The sequence below is a fragment of the Plantactinospora sp. DSM 117369 genome, assembly GCF_053764795.1.
The window spans coordinates 7,002,272-7,017,882 of record NZ_CM132446.1 but is presented as its reverse complement, the minus strand read 5'-3'; the positions used below and the strand labels follow the sequence as shown (position 1 = coordinate 7,017,882).

The window sequence follows — 15,611 nt, the reverse complement described above, 5'->3', positions numbered from 1 at the left end:
GGGTGCGGCGAGGCTGGATGAGGCAGGCGCTGCGCAGCCGGGCGATCCGCACCTTCGCGGTCACCCAGTTCCTGCTGGAGGTCCAGTTCTGGTTTCCGATCTGGCTGATCTACCTGCTCGACCTCGGCTTCCCGCTGGCGACCGCGGTACTCGCCGACGGGGTGTTCCGGATCGTCTCGGTGGCCTGCGAGCTTCCGGTGGGTGTGCTCGCGGACCGGATCGGGCGGCGCCGGGCGTACCTGACGCTGGCCGGGGGTGCGGTGCTGACGTTCGCGGCGATCTCGCAGGTCCGTACCGTGCAGATGCTCTTCGCCGCGTGGGTGCTCTGGGCCGTACTCTGGGCGCTCACCTCCGGGGCGGCCAGCGCCTACCTCTACGAACTCTGCGTACAGGACGATCTGGAGATCGATCCGGCCCGGGCCTTCGGGCTGATCCGGGCGGTGGGCAGCGGCTCGGTGCTGCTCTCCCTACTCGCCGCCGGCTACCTGTACAAGACGGAGCCGACGTTGCCGTTCACCGTCACCGCCGGGCTGGCCGGGGTGGCGTTCCTGCTCGCCCTGACCCTGCCGGAGATCGCCGGATCACGGGTCACGACCACGCTCTCCTCGGTGTACGCCGACATCCGGGCCGCGGTGGCCGACGTGCGGCTGCGCCGGGCCGTGTGGCTGGGGGTCCTGCTGCTGCTGTTCGGCTGGAGCGCCCGCATACTGTTCCAGCCACTGGCCCTGGAACTCGGGCTGTCCGCGCAGGTCACCGGCTGGATGTACGCGGCCTTCGCCGCCGCGTCGGTGCTCGGCGGCCTGCTGGCCGGATATGTCTCGGCGCCGAGCCGGCGGCTCGCGCTGACCGTGTCGTTCCTGCTCGTGCTCGCCACCCTGGTCGCGGTGAGCCAGGCGGAGTGGCTCGGCCCGTTCCTGTTCCTGCCGGTGATGGGCCTCGGCTACGCGCTCGGGATGACGGTGCTGGAGGTGCTCACCAACGAGGTCACCTCACGCCGGGTCCGCGCCCTGGTCTTCGGGGTGGTCGCCAGCCTGGCCGGGGTAGGCATCGCGGTCGCCCGCCCCGCCCTCGGGGTCCTGTCCGAGCGGCGCTCCACACCCTTCGCGGCCGGGGTGTGGGCCGGCGTCGGCGTCGGACTGGTGCTGCTGGCGCTCTGGCAGATCCGGACGTTGCGGTCGGAGCCTGACGGTGGGATGCGCGGGCCAGACTCGCCCGGCCGGAGCCGGTGACATCGACGGCGCCGGTGACATCGAAGAATGGACATCTCGCCGGTGATGCTGAAGGATCTGCCTCGCACACGACTTTCGGAGGTCACGGGGTGGGAAGTCATCGACGGCGGGCGCTCGGGTGCGGCGTACTGCTGGTGCTGCTGTTAGCCGGGGGATGTCGCGGGGCGGGGGTCAACACCTCGCCGCAGGCGTGCGACGACGCCCGGACCGTGCTCGGCCAGTTCCATGGCCTGCGAGGCTCGGCGGAGGAGGTCCGGGCCACCCAGATCGAGGCCATGCAACCCGAGTTGGCGAAGGTGGCGGAGTCTGCGGACGGCGACGTGAAAGGCGCGATCCAGCGGCTGGCCGACACCATCGAAGCGGCCGACATCGACTCCAGTCAGCCGGCCGCCACGCTGCGACCGAAGCTGGCCGAGTTCGACACGGCGTTCGAGCAGGTCCGGCAGGAGTTCGACGAGGTCTGCGACTGACGCCGGTCGGCGACCGACGCTCGTCGGGACGGCGCCGAGGCTGCGGGACGGCGCGGTGACCGCCGCCAGCCGAGCGGCGGCGGGCGGTGCCGTGCCGGACGACCTCGCGGTGCCGGACGGGTTAGGCTCGGCTGACCGCCGGGCCCGGGACTGGGCCGCAGATCGGGAGACCAGGTGGAGAGCCGCGCCACGGTGCTCATCGACCTCGGCGACGATCGCGGCCTCCCCGATGTCGAAACGCCGCCTTCGCCCGGGTCGCGCCGGGGCTCGGTGCGCTGGCTGGCGGGGCTGCTCTCCAGCCTGTTGGTGCTCTTCGGGGTGACCGCCGCCGCGCCGCCGGACGGTGCGCTGCGGCCGGTGGGCGGTCTCGACGTGCCGGCCGAGAGCACGTACTTCGTCGCCGACGACGTGCTGCTGGTCTCCGCCGCGCTGGTCGGCCGGCCGAGCACCCTCACCGCGTACGACCTGCCGGGCGGGGACCGGCGCTGGACGGTACCGGTCACCATGGCCGGCCGGCACTACGCGGAGCGGGCCGGTGAGATCCTGCTGGTCGCCGAACTCGACTCCGTCGGCCGGCGTACGGTGACCGCCGCCCGGTCGGTCCGCACGGGTGCGGTGCGGTGGGTCCGGCCGGGCCGGGTCATCCGGGTCGGCGGCAGCGGCCTCGGGCTCGGGGTCTCCGAGGTGCGCAGCGTCTCCGGTGCCGGTCGCCGGCTGGAGGGGGCCGTCGAGGCGGTGGACCTGGCCACCGGGGAGGTCCGGTGGCGGCTGCGGCTGGCGTCGACCGCGGTCGTGCAGCCGGTGCCCGGTGATCCGGCCCGGGTGCTGGTCGTGCACGACAACGTCACGGCGGAACTGCGCGACCTCGCCACCGGTGCCCTGGTCGGCACCGGTGCACTGCCGCCGGCCGACTACGCGCAGAGCAACCCACGGGTGGTCGGCGGCCGGCTGGTACTGCGGCACCCCGCCGGGCGGGAGCCGGCCGTCAGCGGGTACGACCTGCCCGGGCTGACCCGACGGTGGACCCGGCCGGGTGACGGGATCGGCGAGCTGATCCGGGACTGTGCAGGGCTGGCCTGCCTGGACGGCGAATCGCGGGTGGTCGCCCTGGATCCGGCCAGCGGGGCGGAGCGGTGGCGCCGGGCCCGGCCCCGGGGATGGAACTCGATCGTCTGGTCCCCGGACATCCTGATCCGGCCGGACGCCTACGACGGCCGGTCGCTGCTGGCCGTGGCCGACGGTGCGGCGCTGCGGATCGTCGGTGCCCTGCCGCCCGGGGTGGTGGACTGCCGGGCCGGCCCGGCCGCCCTGGTCTGCCGGACGGCCCCGGACCGGCTGGGCCTGTGGCAGTTGACCGGACCGGCTTGACCCCTGCTACGCGGCGAAGATCCGGGTGAGACCACCGGGCTGCCGGTCGGGGACAACCAGCGCCACCCCGGGTGCGGCCGCCAGACACCGGGACGGCGACGCAGATGCGCGACGCGGGTCCACCTGATCGAAAGATCATTCAGTCCACCGCATAGACTTGCAGTTGTCCGGCGATGTCTGCTAGCGTGCTCGCTGCATAGAAATGCGGAGGTGGGCATGGGAATTCGAGTAGCGGTCGCCGGCGCGAGTGGCTACGCAGGTGGCGAACTGCTCCGGCTGATCGCCGGGCACCCCGAACTCGACCTCGTCGCCGCCACCGCACACAGCCAGGCCGGTCAGCCGGTCGCCGCCGTACACCCGCAGCTCACCGGCCTCGACCTGGTGCTCGGCCGGACCGAACCGGCGGTGCTCGCCGACGCGGACCTGGTCTTCCTGGCCCTGCCGCACGGCGAGTCGGCGGCGTTGGCCGCCGCCCTGCCCGACGGGGTCCGCCTGGTGGACCTCGGCGCGGACCACCGGCTCACCGACGCCGCCGCATGGACCCGCTACTACGGCGGCACCCATGCCGGCGCCTGGACCTACGGCCTGCCGGAGCTGCCCGGCCAGCGGGCGGCGATCGCCGGTGCGACCCGGGTCGCCGCCGCCGGCTGCTACGCGGTGGCCACCACCCTCGCCCTCGCCCCGCTGCTCGCCGCCGGGGTGGCCGCCCCGCACGACGTGGTGGTGGTCGCCGCCTCCGGCACCTCCGGGGCCGGCCGGTCGGCCAAGCCGCACCTGCTCGGCAGCGAGGTGATGGGTGACCTCTCGCCCTACAAGGTCGGCGCCCACCAGCACGTCCCGGAGATCAAGCAGGCCAGTGGGGCGACCGGGCTCTCCTTCACGCCGGTGCTGGCTCCGATGCCGCGCGGCATCCTGGCCACCGTCACCGCGCTGCCCGCCGGCGGCGTCCCGGCCGACCCGCGCGCGGTGCTGGCCGAGGCGTACGCGGACGCGCCGTTCGTGCACCTCCTGCCCGAGGGGCAGTGGCCGCACACCGCCGCCACGCTCGGCGGCAACTCCTGCCACCTGCAGGCGACCGTCGACGTCGACTCCGGTCGACTGATCGTGGTCAGCGCCATCGACAACCTCGGCAAGGGCGCCGCCGGCCAGGCGGTGCAGTGCGCCAACCTGATGCTCGGGCTGCCGGAGACCACCGGCCTGTCCGTGCACGGGGTGGCACCGTGACCGGGGTGTCAACGGTCGCCGGGCCCGCTCCGGTCGCAGCCGGTGTCGCGGCAGTCGGACGGCCGCTGGTCGCGGCAGTCGGATGGGCGCTGGTCGCGGCGGTCGGACGGCCGCCGGTCGCAGCCGGTGTCGCGGCAGCGGGCTGCGTACCCGTCGGTGCGGGAGCGTCGCGGACCGCGAGCCTGCCGGGCACCGCGGGGCCGGCGGAGATCGCGACGGTGGCAGGCACGGTGGCAGGCAACGAGGGAGGATTGGCATGAGCGTCACCGCGCCCCGGGGATTCCGGGCGGCCGGCGTCGCCGCCGGACTCAAGTCCAGCGGCGCCCGGGACGTCGCGCTGGTGGTCAACGACGGACCGGACGCCGCGGCGGCCGGGGTCTTCACCGCCAACCGGGTCAAGGCGGCACCGGTGCTCTGGAGCCAGCAGGTACTGCGGGCCGGGCTGGTCCGCGCCGTGGTGCTCAACTCCGGCGGCGCCAACGCGTGCACCGGAGCGCCCGGCTTCCAGGACACCCACGCCACCGCCGAACACGCCGCCGCCGCGCTCTCCGGATCCGTTGACGGCGGGCCGGCGGTCGGCGCCGGCGAGGTGGCGATCTGCTCGACCGGGCTGATCGGCGAGCGACTGCCGATGGAGCGGCTGCTGCCCGGAGTGGACGCGGCGGTGGCCGGGCTGGCCGCCGACGGCGGACCGGCGGCGGCTGAGGCGATCATGACCACCGACACCCGGCCCAAGACGACCGTGGTCGCCGGCACCGGCTGGACGGTCGGCGGGATGGCCAAGGGCGCCGGGATGCTCGCACCCGCGCTGGCCACCATGCTCTGCGTGGTCACCACCGACGCGGTCGCCGGGCCGGCCGTGCTGGACGAGGCGCTCCGGGAGGCCTGCCGGGTCAGCTTCGACCGGGTCGACTCGGACGGCTGCCTCTCCACCAACGACACCGTGCTGCTGCTGGCCAGCGGCGCCTCCGGGATCGCGCCGAGCCAGGCCGAGCTGACCGCTGCGGTCACCGAGGCCTGCCGGGACCTGGCCCGGCAACTGGTGGCCGACGCCGAGGGCGCCAGCAAGGAGGTCGCGATCGAGGTGGTCGGGGCGGCCGGCGAGGACGACGCGGTCGAGGTCGGCCGGGCGGTCGCCCGGAACAACCTGGTCAAGACCGCGCTGTTCGGCAACGACCCGAACTGGGGCCGGATTCTCGCCGCCGTCGGCACCACGGCCGCGGCCTTCGAGCCGGACGGCATCGACGTGGCGGTCAACGGGATCTGGGTGTGCCGGTCCGGGGCCGCCGCCGAGGACCGGGCCAAGGTCGACCTCTCCGGCCGGCAGGTGACCATCCGGATCGACCTACACGCGGGCCCGGCCGAGGCCACCATCTTGACCAACGACCTGTCGCACGCGTACGTGCACGAGAACTCGGCGTACTCGACATGATGCTGACCCGTGACCTGACCGAGGCGCAGCGGAAGGCGGCCACCCTCATCGAGGCGCTGCCCTGGCTGGCCCGCTTCTCCGGCTCCACCGTGGTGGTGAAGTACGGCGGCAACGCCATGATCGACCCGGAGTTGCAGCGGGCGTTCGCCGCCGACATGGTCTTCCTGCGCTACGCCGGGCTCAAGCCGGTGGTGGTGCACGGCGGCGGTCCGCAGATCTCCGCCATGCTGCGCCGGCTCGGCATCACCAGCGAGTTCAAGGGCGGGCTGCGGGTGACCACGCCGGAGGCGATGGACGTGGTCCGGATGGTGCTGGTCGGCCAGGTCGGCCGGGAACTGGTCGGGCTGATCAACGAGTACGGCCCGTACGCGGTCGGTCTCTCCGGCGAGGACGCCCGGCTCTTCACGGCGGTACGCCGGCCGGCGTACGTGGACGGCGAACCGGTCGACATCGGCCAGGTCGGCGACGTGGACCGGGTGAACGTCTCGGCGGTCGCCGACCTGATCTCGGCCGGCCGGATTCCGGTGATCTCCACCGTCGCGCCGGACGTCGACGGTGTGCTGCACAACCTCAACGCCGACACCGCCGCCGCCGCGCTGGCCGTCGCGCTGCGGGCCCGCAAGCTGGTGGTGCTCACCGACGTACCCGGGCTCTACGCCGACTGGCCGGACACCGACAGCCTGGTTTCCGAGATCACCACCGGTCAGCTCGCCGAGCTGCTGCCGAAGCTGGAGTCGGGAATGGTGCCGAAGATGGAGGCCTGCCTGCGGGCGGTCAGCGGCGGGGTGCCGGCGGCGCACGTGGTGGACGGGCGGGTGGCGCACTCGACCCTGCTGGAAGTTTTCACATCGGAAGGATTCGGCACGATGGTGGTTCCCGAGCCCGGGGCGGTCTCGTCATGACAACGACCCTGGTCGACCGCTGGACGCAGTCCATGATGGACAACTACGGGACCCCGCAGCTCGCGCTGGTCCGCGGCAGCGGCGCGGTCGTGGTCGACGAGGCCGGCCGGGAGTACGTCGATCTGGTCGGCGGCATCGCGGTCAACGCGCTCGGGCACGCCCACCCGGCGGTGGTCGAGGCGGTCTCCCGGCAGGTCGCCACCCTCGGGCACGTCTCCAACCTCTTCGTCGCCGAGCCGCCGGTGGCGCTGGCCGAGCTGCTGCTGGCGCTGGCCGGCCGACCCGGCCGGGTCTTCTTCGCCAACTCCGGCGCGGAGGCGAACGAGGCCGCCTTCAAGCTGTCCCGGCTGACCGGGCGCACCGAGGTGGTCGCCACCGAGGGCGGCTTCCACGGCCGGACCATGGGCGCGCTGGCGCTCACCGGCCAGCCGGCCAAGGCCGACCCGTTCCGCCCGCTGCCCGGCGAGGTGACCCACGTCCCGTACGGCGACGTCGAGGCGCTGGCCGCCGCGGTCACCGACCGGACCGCGATGGTGATCCTGGAACCGATCCAGGGCGAGAACGGCGTCGTCGTGCCGCCGCCCGGCTACATCGCGGCGGCCCGGCGGATCACCGCCGCGCACGGCGCGCTGCTGGCGCTGGACGAGGTACAGACCGGGATCGGGCGTACCGGGCACTGGTTCGCGCACCAGGCCGACGGGATCGAGCCGGACCTGGTCACCCTGGCCAAGGGGCTCGGCGGCGGGCTGCCGATCGGTGCCTGCCTGGCCTTCGGCAAGGCCGCCGAGCTGCTCCGGCCGGGCCTGCACGGCACCACCTTCGGCGGCAACCCGGTGAGCTGCGCCGCCGCCCTCGCCGTCATCTCCACCATCGCCAACGAGGGGCTGCTCGACCACGTGAAGCGGGTCGGCGAGCGGATCCGGCGGGGGGTGGAGGCGCTGAACCACCCGCTGGTGGCGCAGGTGCGCGGCGCCGGGCTGCTGCTCGGCATCGTGCTGCGTGCCCCGGCCGCCGCCGCGACCGCCGGGGTGCTGCGGGACGCCGGCTTCCTCGCCAACCCGGTGCAGCCGGCGACGATCCGGCTGGCCCCGCCGCTGATCCTGAGTCTGGACCAGGCCGACGCGTTCCTCGCCGCCCTGCCGGCAGCACTGGACGCGGCGGCACCGGCCGGCCCGGAAACGTCGGCTCCGGCCGTCGTCGAGCAGACCCGGGGTGGACTCTGATGCCCCGGCACTTCCTGCGCGACGACGACCTCAGCCCGACCGAGCAGGCGGCGGTACTGGACCTCGCCGCCCGGATGAAGTCTGATCGTTACGCCCTGCGCCCGCTTGCCGGGCCCCGGGCGGTGGCGGTGCTCTTCGACAAGCCGAGCCTGCGTACCCGGCTCTCCTTCGACGTCGGCATCGCCGAGTTGGGCGGCCACCCGATCGTGGTGGACACCCAGGTCACGCACTTCGGCCGGGGCGAGTCGCTGGTGGACGCGGCCCGGGTGCTGTCCCGGTACGTCGCCGCGATCGTGCTGCGCACCTTCGGGGACGACCGGATCGCCGAGCTGGCCGAGGGCGCGACGGTGCCGGTGGTGAACGGGCTGACCGACGGCTTCCACCCCTGCCAGCTCCTGGCCGACCTGCTCACCGTCCGCGAGCACTGTGGCGGCACCGCCGGCCGGACCCTGGCGTACCTCGGCGACGCGGCCAACAACATGGCGCACTCCTACCTCGTCGGCGGCGCGACCGCCGGGATGCACGTCCGGGTCGCCGGCCCGGCCGGCCACGAACCCGACCCGGCCGTACTGGACCGGGCCGCCGAGATCGCGGCCGGCACCGGCGGCTCGGTACGCGTGCTGCGCGACCCGGCCGAGGCGGTGGCCGGCGCCGACGTGGTCGCCACCGACACCTGGACCTCGATGGGGCAGGAGGGCGACGGCCGGGACCGGTTCACCGCGTTCCAGCCGTACCAGGTCAACAAGACCCTGCTGGCCAGTGCCGCACCGGAGGTCGTGGTGCTGCACTGCCTGCCGGCGCACCGGGGCGAGGAGATCACCGACGAGGTGCTCGACGGCCCTCGCAGCGCGGTCTTCGACCAGGCGGAGAACCGGCTGCACGCCCAGAAGGCCCTGCTCGCCTGGCTACTGGAGCGGCACGCCGAGGAGCGCGCGGCCGCCGGGGAAGCCGCGGCGCAGCCGGCCGGCGAGCCGTCGGCGGCCTCGATCATCGCGTCTGTGGTCGGCGAGTCGGCATGACCGGACCACTGACCCGGGCCGCCCGGCACGCCCGGATCGTCGACCTGATCCGCGAGCGGGCGATCCGCTCGCAGACCGAGCTGGCCGACCTGCTCGCCGACGCCGGGGTGCAGGTCACCCAGGCCACCCTCTCCCGCGACCTGGACGAGCTGGGCGCGGTCAAGGTGCGCGGCGGCGACGGACCGGCCGTCTACCTCATCCCGGAGGACGGCAAGCGGCCGCTGCGGGACGCCGAGCAGGCGCCGGCCCGGCTGATCCGGCTGCTCCGCGAACTGCTCAACGGGGTCGACTCCAGCGGCAACATCGCCGTGCTGCGCACCCCACCCGGTGCCGCACAGTACCTTGCCAGCGCGCTGGACCGGGCGGGGCTGCCGGAGGTCGTCGGCACCATCGCCGGTGACGACACCATCCTCGTCGTGGCCCGCGAGGCGACCGGCGGCGCGGCGCTGGGGGAGAAGCTCGCCGCCTGGGCGGCCCGGGAAGAACCTGCTGAAGGGAGCACCACACCATGAGCGAGCGTAGCGAGCGAGTCATCGAATTCAGTGCGGATGTGCCTCATGGCGGCCCGGAGCGCAGCGGAGGGCCGGCATGAGCGACCGCGTCGTCCTGGCGTACTCCGGGGGCCTGGACACCTCGGTCGCCATTCCGTATCTGGCCGAGCAGACCGGCGCCGAGGTGATCGCGGTGGCGATCGACGTCGGACAGGGCGGCGAGGACCTGGCCGCGATCCGCCAGCGGGCGCTGGACTGCGGCGCCGCCGAGTCGGTGGTGGTCGACGCCCGCGAGGAGTTCGCGGCCGACTACTGCATCCCGGCGATGCGGGCCAACGCGCTCTACATGGACCGGTATCCGCTGGTCTCTGCGCTGTCCCGGCCGTTGATCGTCAAGCACCTGGCCGAGGCGGCGAAGTACTACGGCGGCACGATCGTGTCGCACGGCTGCACCGGCAAGGGCAACGACCAGGTCCGGTTCGAGGTCGGGCTCGGCGCCCTCGCCCCGGACCTCAAGGTGATCGCGCCGGCCCGGGACTTCGCCTGGACCCGGGACAAGGCGATCGCGTACGCCGAGGAGAAGGGGCTGCCGATCGACGTCACGCACAAGTCGCCGTACTCGATCGACCAGAACCTGTGGGGCCGGGCGGTGGAGACCGGCTTCCTGGAGGACATCTGGAACGCCCCGATCGAGGACGTCTACTCCTACACCGCCAACCCGGCCGAGCTACGCGACCCGGACACCGTCGTGATCACCTTCGACGCCGGGGTACCGGTGGCGATCGACGGCGAGACGGTCACCCCGTACCAGGCGATCGTGGAGCTGAACCGGCGGGCCGGGGCCCAGGGCGTGGGCCGGCTCGACATGGTCGAGGACCGGCTGGTCGGCATCAAGAGCCGCGAGGTGTACGAGGCGCCGGGCGCGATCGCGCTGATCACCGCCCACCAGGAACTGGAGAACGTCACCGTGGAGCGGGACGTGGCCCGGTTCAAGAAGGGCGTCGACCAGCGCTGGGGCGAGCTGGTCTACGACGGCCTCTGGTTCTCGCCGCTCAAGCACGCGCTGGACGCGTTCATCGACGACACCCAGCAGCACGTCTCCGGTGAGGTGCGGCTGGCCCTGCACGGCGGCCGGGCGGTGGTGACCGGCCGGCGTTCCGAGGCGAGCCTCTACGACTTCGGCCTGGCCACCTACGACACCGGGGACACCTTCGACCAGTCCCTGGCCAAGGGCTTCGTGCAGCTCTGGGGTCTGCCGAGCAAGCTGGCGTCGGCCCGGGACGCCCGGGTGGGCGGCGTGGAAAGGTGAAGGGTTCAATGGTCGGCGTGGACGACAAGAGCCTGACCGAGAACAGCGCCGGCACCAACCGTACGAGCCTCTGGGGTGGCCGGTTCGCCGGTGGTCCCGCCGAGGCGTTGGCCCGGCTGTCGGTCAGCGTCCAGTTCGACTGGCGGCTCGCCCCGTACGACCTGGCCGGCTCCCGGGCACACGCCCGGGTGCTGGCCGCCGCCGGCCTGCTCGACCCGGACGAGCTGGGCCGGATGCTGGCCGCGCTGGACGACCTGGAGGCGGCGGTGCTGACCGGCACCTTCCGGCCCACCGTCGAGGACGAGGACGTGCACACCGCGCTCGAACGCGGCCTGCTGGAACGCCTCGGTACGCTCGGCGGCAAGCTGCGGGCCGGCCGGTCTCGCAACGACCAGGTCGCCACCGACCTGCGGCTCTATCTGCGCGACCACGCCCGGGGGCTGGCCGCCCGGATCGTCGGGCTGGCCGACGCGCTGGTCGAGCAGGCGGCCCGCAACCTGGAGACACCGGCGCCGGGGATGACCCACGTGCAGCACGCCCAGCCGGTCACCTTCGGACACTGGCTGCTGGCGCACGTCCAGCCGCTGCTGCGGGACCTGGAGCGGCTGCGCGACTGGGATCACCGGGCGGCGGTGAGCCCGCTCGGCGCGGGCGCGCTGGCCGGCTCCGGGCTGCCGCTCGACCCGGTGGCGGTCTCCAAGGAGCTGGGCTTCCGGACCTCGTTCGCCAACTCGATGGACGCGGTCGCCGACCGGGACTTCGTGGCCGAGTTCCTCTTCGTCACCGCGCTGCTCGGGGTGCACCTGTCCCGGATCGGCGAGGAGGTGGTGATGTGGACCTCGCAGGAGTTCGGCTGGGTGGAGCTGGACGACTCGTTCGCCACCGGTTCGTCGATCATGCCGCAGAAGAAGAACGCCGACGTCGCCGAGCTGGCCCGGGGCAAGTCCGGCCGGCTGATCGGCGGGCTGGTCACCGTGCTGACCATGCTCAAGGGCCTGCCGATGGCGTACGACCGGGACATGCAGGAGGACAAGGAGCCGGCGTTCGACGCGATCGACACCCTCGATCTGGTGCTGCCGGCGCTGGCCGGGATGATCTCCACCATGACCGTCCGGGTGGACCGGCTCGCCGCCGCCGCCCCGGTCGGCTTCTCGCTGGCCACCGAGGTCGCCGACTGGCTGGTCCGCAAGGGCGTGCCGTTCCGGGAGGCGCACGAGGTGACCGGCCGGCTGGTGGCGCTCTGCGTGGCCCGTGACTGCGAGCTGGACGAGGTCTCCGACGACGACCTGCGGCTGGTCAGCGAGCACCTCGACCCCGGGGTCCGGGACGTGCTGTCGGTCCGCTCCGCGCTGGCCGCCCGGACCACGCCCGGCTCGACCGGGCCGGGGCCGGTCTCCGATCAGCTCGCCGCCGCCGCCGATCAGCTCGACGGCTGGCGGGAGTGGTCCACCGAGCAGGTCCTGCCGCGTACCTGACGGATCGCGGGACCTCCCCGGACCCGTCGGCGGATCGACGCGGTGCCCGGGGAGGTCCGGTTCCCGCTGGCGTCGACCGGGCGGACGCCGTCCCGGCCACAGGGGCGGGATCCGCCGTCCGGCGCATGGCGCAGCGCCTCGGACGTCGATAATCTTCGTTCCGGGCGCCCGTCGGGCGTACGGGCGATGGATGGGGTGGTGAGCTGCGTTGAGGCCGCTGCCGGCGACGTACCGGATGCCGAGAGACATGATCGGCTATTTCGTCGTCCTGACCGTCGTCGTGATGCTGCCGGTCGGTTACGCCGCGCTGGGCACCGGGCTGCCCGGCTGGCTGTCGGCGGTGATCCTGCTGGGGACCCTCGGCCTGCTGCTCGGGGTGGCCCTGCGAGTGTCCCGGATGGGGACGGTGGTGAGCGCCGACGGGATCCTCCGGCGTGGCTTCCTCGGCGACCGGCGGTACGCCTGGTCGGAGATCCACGACTTCTACCTGCACGACAACCGGGGAGTGACCCGGGTCGGCCCCTTCGACGTCACCTCCCGGTACGTGGTGGCGGTCTACGACCACCAGCAGCAGCGGCGGCGCAAGACGCTGTTCTTCCTCGACGAGCGGGCTTTCTCCGGAGCGGACAGGTTCCTGGCGGAACTCCAGGAGATCATCCAGTTCTGGCAGCAGCACCGCGGGCAGCCGAGGACCACCGGCCGGCGGTGAGCCGGTGACCGCCGCGGTAACCGGTTTGTGGGCCGGTCGGATCCGTGGAAAGATCCTCCGGTCAGCGCCGAGAGGAGGTGAGCCCGATGCAGTGCGACCGTTCCGTTCGGGCATCCTCTCCGGCCTTCCGCCTCCGCTGACTCCGGCGCGTTCCGCGCCATAGCGGTCCGGGGACGATGCCCTCCGTTCCGGAGGACTTCTGATGATTTCCCCGTTCCAGATCGAGGTATCCGACCCGGTCCTCGACGACCTGCGCTTCCGGCTGCGCCGTAGCCGGTTCACCGACCGCAGTGGTGATCGGCCCTGGCAGGCCGGCACCGATCCCGACTATCTCCGCGAGCTGGTCGGCTACTGGGCCGACGGCTTCGACTGGCGGGCCCGGGAGGCCGGGCTGAACGCGTACCCGCAGTTCCTGGCCGAGGTCGACGGCCGGCGACTGCACGTCGTGCGGATGGCCGGACGGCGGCCGGCCGGGGTGCCGGCACCGCCGCCGCTGCTGTTGGCCCACGGTTGGCCGAGCAGCTTCGTGGAGCTGCTGCCGCTGGCCGACCGGCTGACCGATCCCGGCCGGTACGGAGCCGACCCCGCCACCGCCTTCGACGTGGTGGTGCCGTCGATCCCGGGTTTCCTCTACTCCGAACTGCCGGCGGGACCGCTCACCCGGTTCGCCATGGCCCGGACGCTGCACCGGCTGATGACCGAGCTGCTCGGCCAGCACCGGTACGGGGTCTTCGGCGGTGACATCGGCGGGGCGGTGGCCGGCTGGCTGGGTGCGACGTACCCCAACCACGTCTGGGGGGTCCACCTGATCCATCCGCCCTTCCCGGCCAGCTTCGACGCCCGGCCCCTGGACCCGGCCGAGCGCGCCTTCATCGAGGCCGAGCGGCGCTACGACGAGACCGACGGCGGCTACAGCGCGATCATGGGTACCCGGCCGGACACCATCGCGGCGGCGCTGGTCGACTCGCCGGCCGGGCTGGCGGCCTGGCTGGTCGACAAGTACCGGGACTGGAGCGACTGCCACGGCGACCTGGCCAGCCGATTCGACCCGGACACCCTGCTCACCGTGCTCACCCTCTACTGGGTCACCGGGGCGGTCGGCTCGTCGTTCCGGCAGTACCTCGACTATCCGCGCAACCCGCCGCGGCCGGAGATCACCGTGCCGGTGGCGGTCACCCTGAGCACGGAACCGGGCCTGGCCGGGTTCCCCCGCCAGCTCGCCGAGCGGGCCTGTCCGGACCTGCGCCAGTGGACCGAACCGGGCATCGGCGGCCACTTCATGCCGCACGAGGAGCCGGATCTGCTCGCCGACGAGATCCGCCGGTTCTTCGGCTCGCTCGGCGCCGCCTGACGAGGCTGCGCACTATTTGTAAACCTGAGGTTTACAGGGTACGGTCACCCTGTAAACCTCAGGTTGTCAGGAGTGGGGCCATGACACGGGTACGCCGGACGGAAGCAGTCTTCGATCACCTCTCCCAGCGGGAGTACGACGAACTCGCCGGTCTCGTCGTCGAGTTCAGCCGGCGGCTCACCGGGATGCTGGCCGAACATCCGTCGTTCGCCGCCCCGGAGGGCGGGGCGAAGCCCGGTGACGTCGACGACGAGCGGCTGCGCCGGGCGGGGTACCTGCGCCGGGTCCGGGCCGGCCAGGCCGCGCAGGCGCTGCTCGCCGAGGTGGCCGCCGGATGTGCCGCCGAGGACGCGGTGGACGCCGTCTGGCTGGGGGCCAGCCTGGCCGACCTGGGGGAGTCGACCGGCAGCACCCGGCAGGCGGCCCGGAAGCGCTGGCCCGAACTGGGCCGGATCCACCGGACCCGGCGCTGGGTCTCCGGGCACGCCGACGATCTGGTCACGGTCTTCCGGATGGTGCTGGACCAGGCCTCCGGCTACACCGCCCTGGAGCGGTCCGCCGCGCCCCTCGACCGGGCGGTACGCGCGCTGGACGCCGCGCTCGCCGAGACGCTGCGATCCCGCGACTCCGGCTCGGTACTCGATCCGGCGACGGCACGTCCGGTCCGGTGGCGCCGGCTGGCGGACGCGGTGGACCAGCACCTCCGGGCCGTGGTCGAGTTGGCCGGCGCGAGCACGCCGGAGGCGGAGACCGCGCTCGCCGCCGCCCGGGGGGTACTGGCGCACCACGACGCGGTCGTGGCGGTTACGGACGGTTGACCGAGAATCCGTCCCGGCCGTCCGGTCCGTGGTCGCCGCGCTCCGACCGCTGACCGGAGTCCCGCCTGGTGCGTTGCCGTGGTGCGGTCCGGCCTGCCGCGCCGTTCGATCCGGTGGCACGCCTGCCGGAGGCGGGTTTTCCGGAGTTGGCCGCACGCCCGTTGTCGGTTTGCGAGCAGGGCAGGGCGGAGACCCGGACCAGGGCGTCGAGATGGCCGAGCGGGCTGCCGTCCCGGGCGAGCCGCTGGCCACTGATCCAGACCCACTGGTTGTCGTAGTACGTCGACAGGTCGAGGCGGACGAACTCGACCATGAGGCGGAGCGGGTGGCTGCCGTACCGCCAGTCCTCCTTGGCCAGTTCGAGCACGGTGCCGGGTGGCACGTTCGGTGACGCGGCCGGGGTGGCGCTCATCGGAACCGCCGGGCGGGGGTGTTGCGGCGTACGCCCACGCCCACGCCCGGGCTGGCGCAGGCCGGGCAGCTCAGGCTGCCGCCGCACGCCGCACACCAGCGGCGGGATGTTCGGTAGGTACACAGGCCGGCGATGAAACCCAACGCCATCCCGGCGAGCCCTGCCGCGGTGACATACAT

General features: G+C 73.4%; 15 protein-coding genes. 14 read left to right on the top strand and 1 reads right to left on the bottom strand.

All coding sequences use genetic code 11. The features are described from left to right. The first annotated feature begins 17 nt into the window (after window positions 1-17). The 14 genes from ACSMXO_RS29530 to ACSMXO_RS29465 all read left to right on the top strand — a co-directional run bounded on the left by ACSMXO_RS29530 (window position 18) and on the right by ACSMXO_RS29465 (window position 15,020). On the top strand, window positions 18-1,229 hold the full coding sequence (locus tag ACSMXO_RS29530; protein WP_455414698.1) for an MFS transporter: 1,212 nt from the start codon (window positions 18-20) through the stop codon (window positions 1,227-1,229). Window positions 1,230-1,318: 89 nt separating this feature from the next. Continuing rightward, entirely contained in the window at window positions 1,319-1,699 is a 381-nt protein-coding gene (locus ACSMXO_RS29525; protein ID WP_455414697.1) for a hypothetical protein, read from the top strand. Between the two features lie 174 nt (window positions 1,700-1,873). Further along, entirely contained in the window at window positions 1,874-3,067 is a 1,194-nt protein-coding gene (locus ACSMXO_RS29520; RefSeq protein WP_455414696.1) for an outer membrane protein assembly factor BamB family protein, read from the top strand. Window positions 3,068-3,283: 216 nt separating this feature from the next. Continuing rightward, on the top strand, window positions 3,284-4,291 hold the full coding sequence (gene argC, locus ACSMXO_RS29515) for an N-acetyl-gamma-glutamyl-phosphate reductase (RefSeq protein ID WP_455414695.1): 1,008 nt from the start codon (window positions 3,284-3,286) through the stop codon (window positions 4,289-4,291). 256 nt (window positions 4,292-4,547) lie between these two features. Further along, entirely contained in the window at window positions 4,548-5,723 is a 1,176-nt protein-coding gene (gene argJ / locus ACSMXO_RS29510; protein ID WP_455414694.1) for a bifunctional glutamate N-acetyltransferase/amino-acid acetyltransferase ArgJ, read from the top strand. Further along, window positions 5,720-6,625 carry an acetylglutamate kinase gene (gene argB / locus ACSMXO_RS29505; protein ID WP_346259627.1) on the top strand — a complete coding sequence of 302 codons (906 nt, stop codon included), beginning with the start codon at window positions 5,720-5,722 and terminating at the stop codon, window positions 6,623-6,625. The genes argJ and argB overlap by 4 nt, the downstream gene beginning before the upstream one ends. Continuing rightward, window positions 6,622-7,848: an acetylornithine transaminase gene (locus ACSMXO_RS29500; RefSeq protein WP_346259626.1), complete on the top strand. Its 1,227-nt coding sequence runs from the start codon at window positions 6,622-6,624 to the stop codon at window positions 7,846-7,848. The genes argB and ACSMXO_RS29500 overlap by 4 nt, the downstream gene beginning before the upstream one ends. After that, entirely contained in the window at window positions 7,848-8,867 is a 1,020-nt protein-coding gene (argF, locus tag ACSMXO_RS29495; RefSeq protein WP_455414693.1) for an ornithine carbamoyltransferase, read from the top strand. Before ACSMXO_RS29500 ends, argF begins: the two co-directional genes overlap by 1 nt. Next, window positions 8,864-9,379, top strand: a complete 516-nt coding sequence (locus ACSMXO_RS29490) for an arginine repressor (protein WP_346259624.1) — start codon at window positions 8,864-8,866, stop codon at window positions 9,377-9,379. Before argF ends, ACSMXO_RS29490 begins: the two co-directional genes overlap by 4 nt. Window positions 9,380-9,455: 76 nt before the next feature. Continuing rightward, window positions 9,456-10,667: an argininosuccinate synthase gene (locus ACSMXO_RS29485; RefSeq protein ID WP_455414692.1), complete on the top strand. Its 1,212-nt coding sequence runs from the start codon at window positions 9,456-9,458 to the stop codon at window positions 10,665-10,667. A gap of 8 nt (window positions 10,668-10,675) precedes the next feature. Next, window positions 10,676-12,142, top strand: coding sequence for an argininosuccinate lyase (gene argH, locus ACSMXO_RS29480; RefSeq protein WP_346263218.1), 1,467 nt, complete (start codon window positions 10,676-10,678; stop codon window positions 12,140-12,142). Between the two features lie 208 nt (window positions 12,143-12,350). Further along, window positions 12,351-12,851 (top strand): PH domain-containing protein, encoded by a 501-nt coding sequence (locus ACSMXO_RS29475; protein ID WP_455414691.1) that lies wholly within the window; start codon window positions 12,351-12,353, stop codon window positions 12,849-12,851. 202 nt (window positions 12,852-13,053) lie between these two features. After that, window positions 13,054-14,202: an epoxide hydrolase family protein gene (locus ACSMXO_RS29470; RefSeq protein ID WP_455414690.1), complete on the top strand. Its 1,149-nt coding sequence runs from the start codon at window positions 13,054-13,056 to the stop codon at window positions 14,200-14,202. 80 nt (window positions 14,203-14,282) lie between these two features. After that, on the top strand, window positions 14,283-15,020 hold the full coding sequence (locus tag ACSMXO_RS29465) for a hypothetical protein (protein ID WP_455414689.1): 738 nt from the start codon (window positions 14,283-14,285) through the stop codon (window positions 15,018-15,020). On the opposite strand, the gene ACSMXO_RS29460 is transcribed toward ACSMXO_RS29465, so the two are convergent. Further along, window positions 15,007-15,519, bottom strand: a complete 513-nt coding sequence (locus ACSMXO_RS29460) for a hypothetical protein (protein WP_455414688.1) — start codon at window positions 15,517-15,519, stop codon at window positions 15,007-15,009. The two genes, ACSMXO_RS29465 and ACSMXO_RS29460, sit on opposite strands and share 14 nt — an antisense overlap. Window positions 15,520-15,611: the final 92 nt, after the last annotated feature.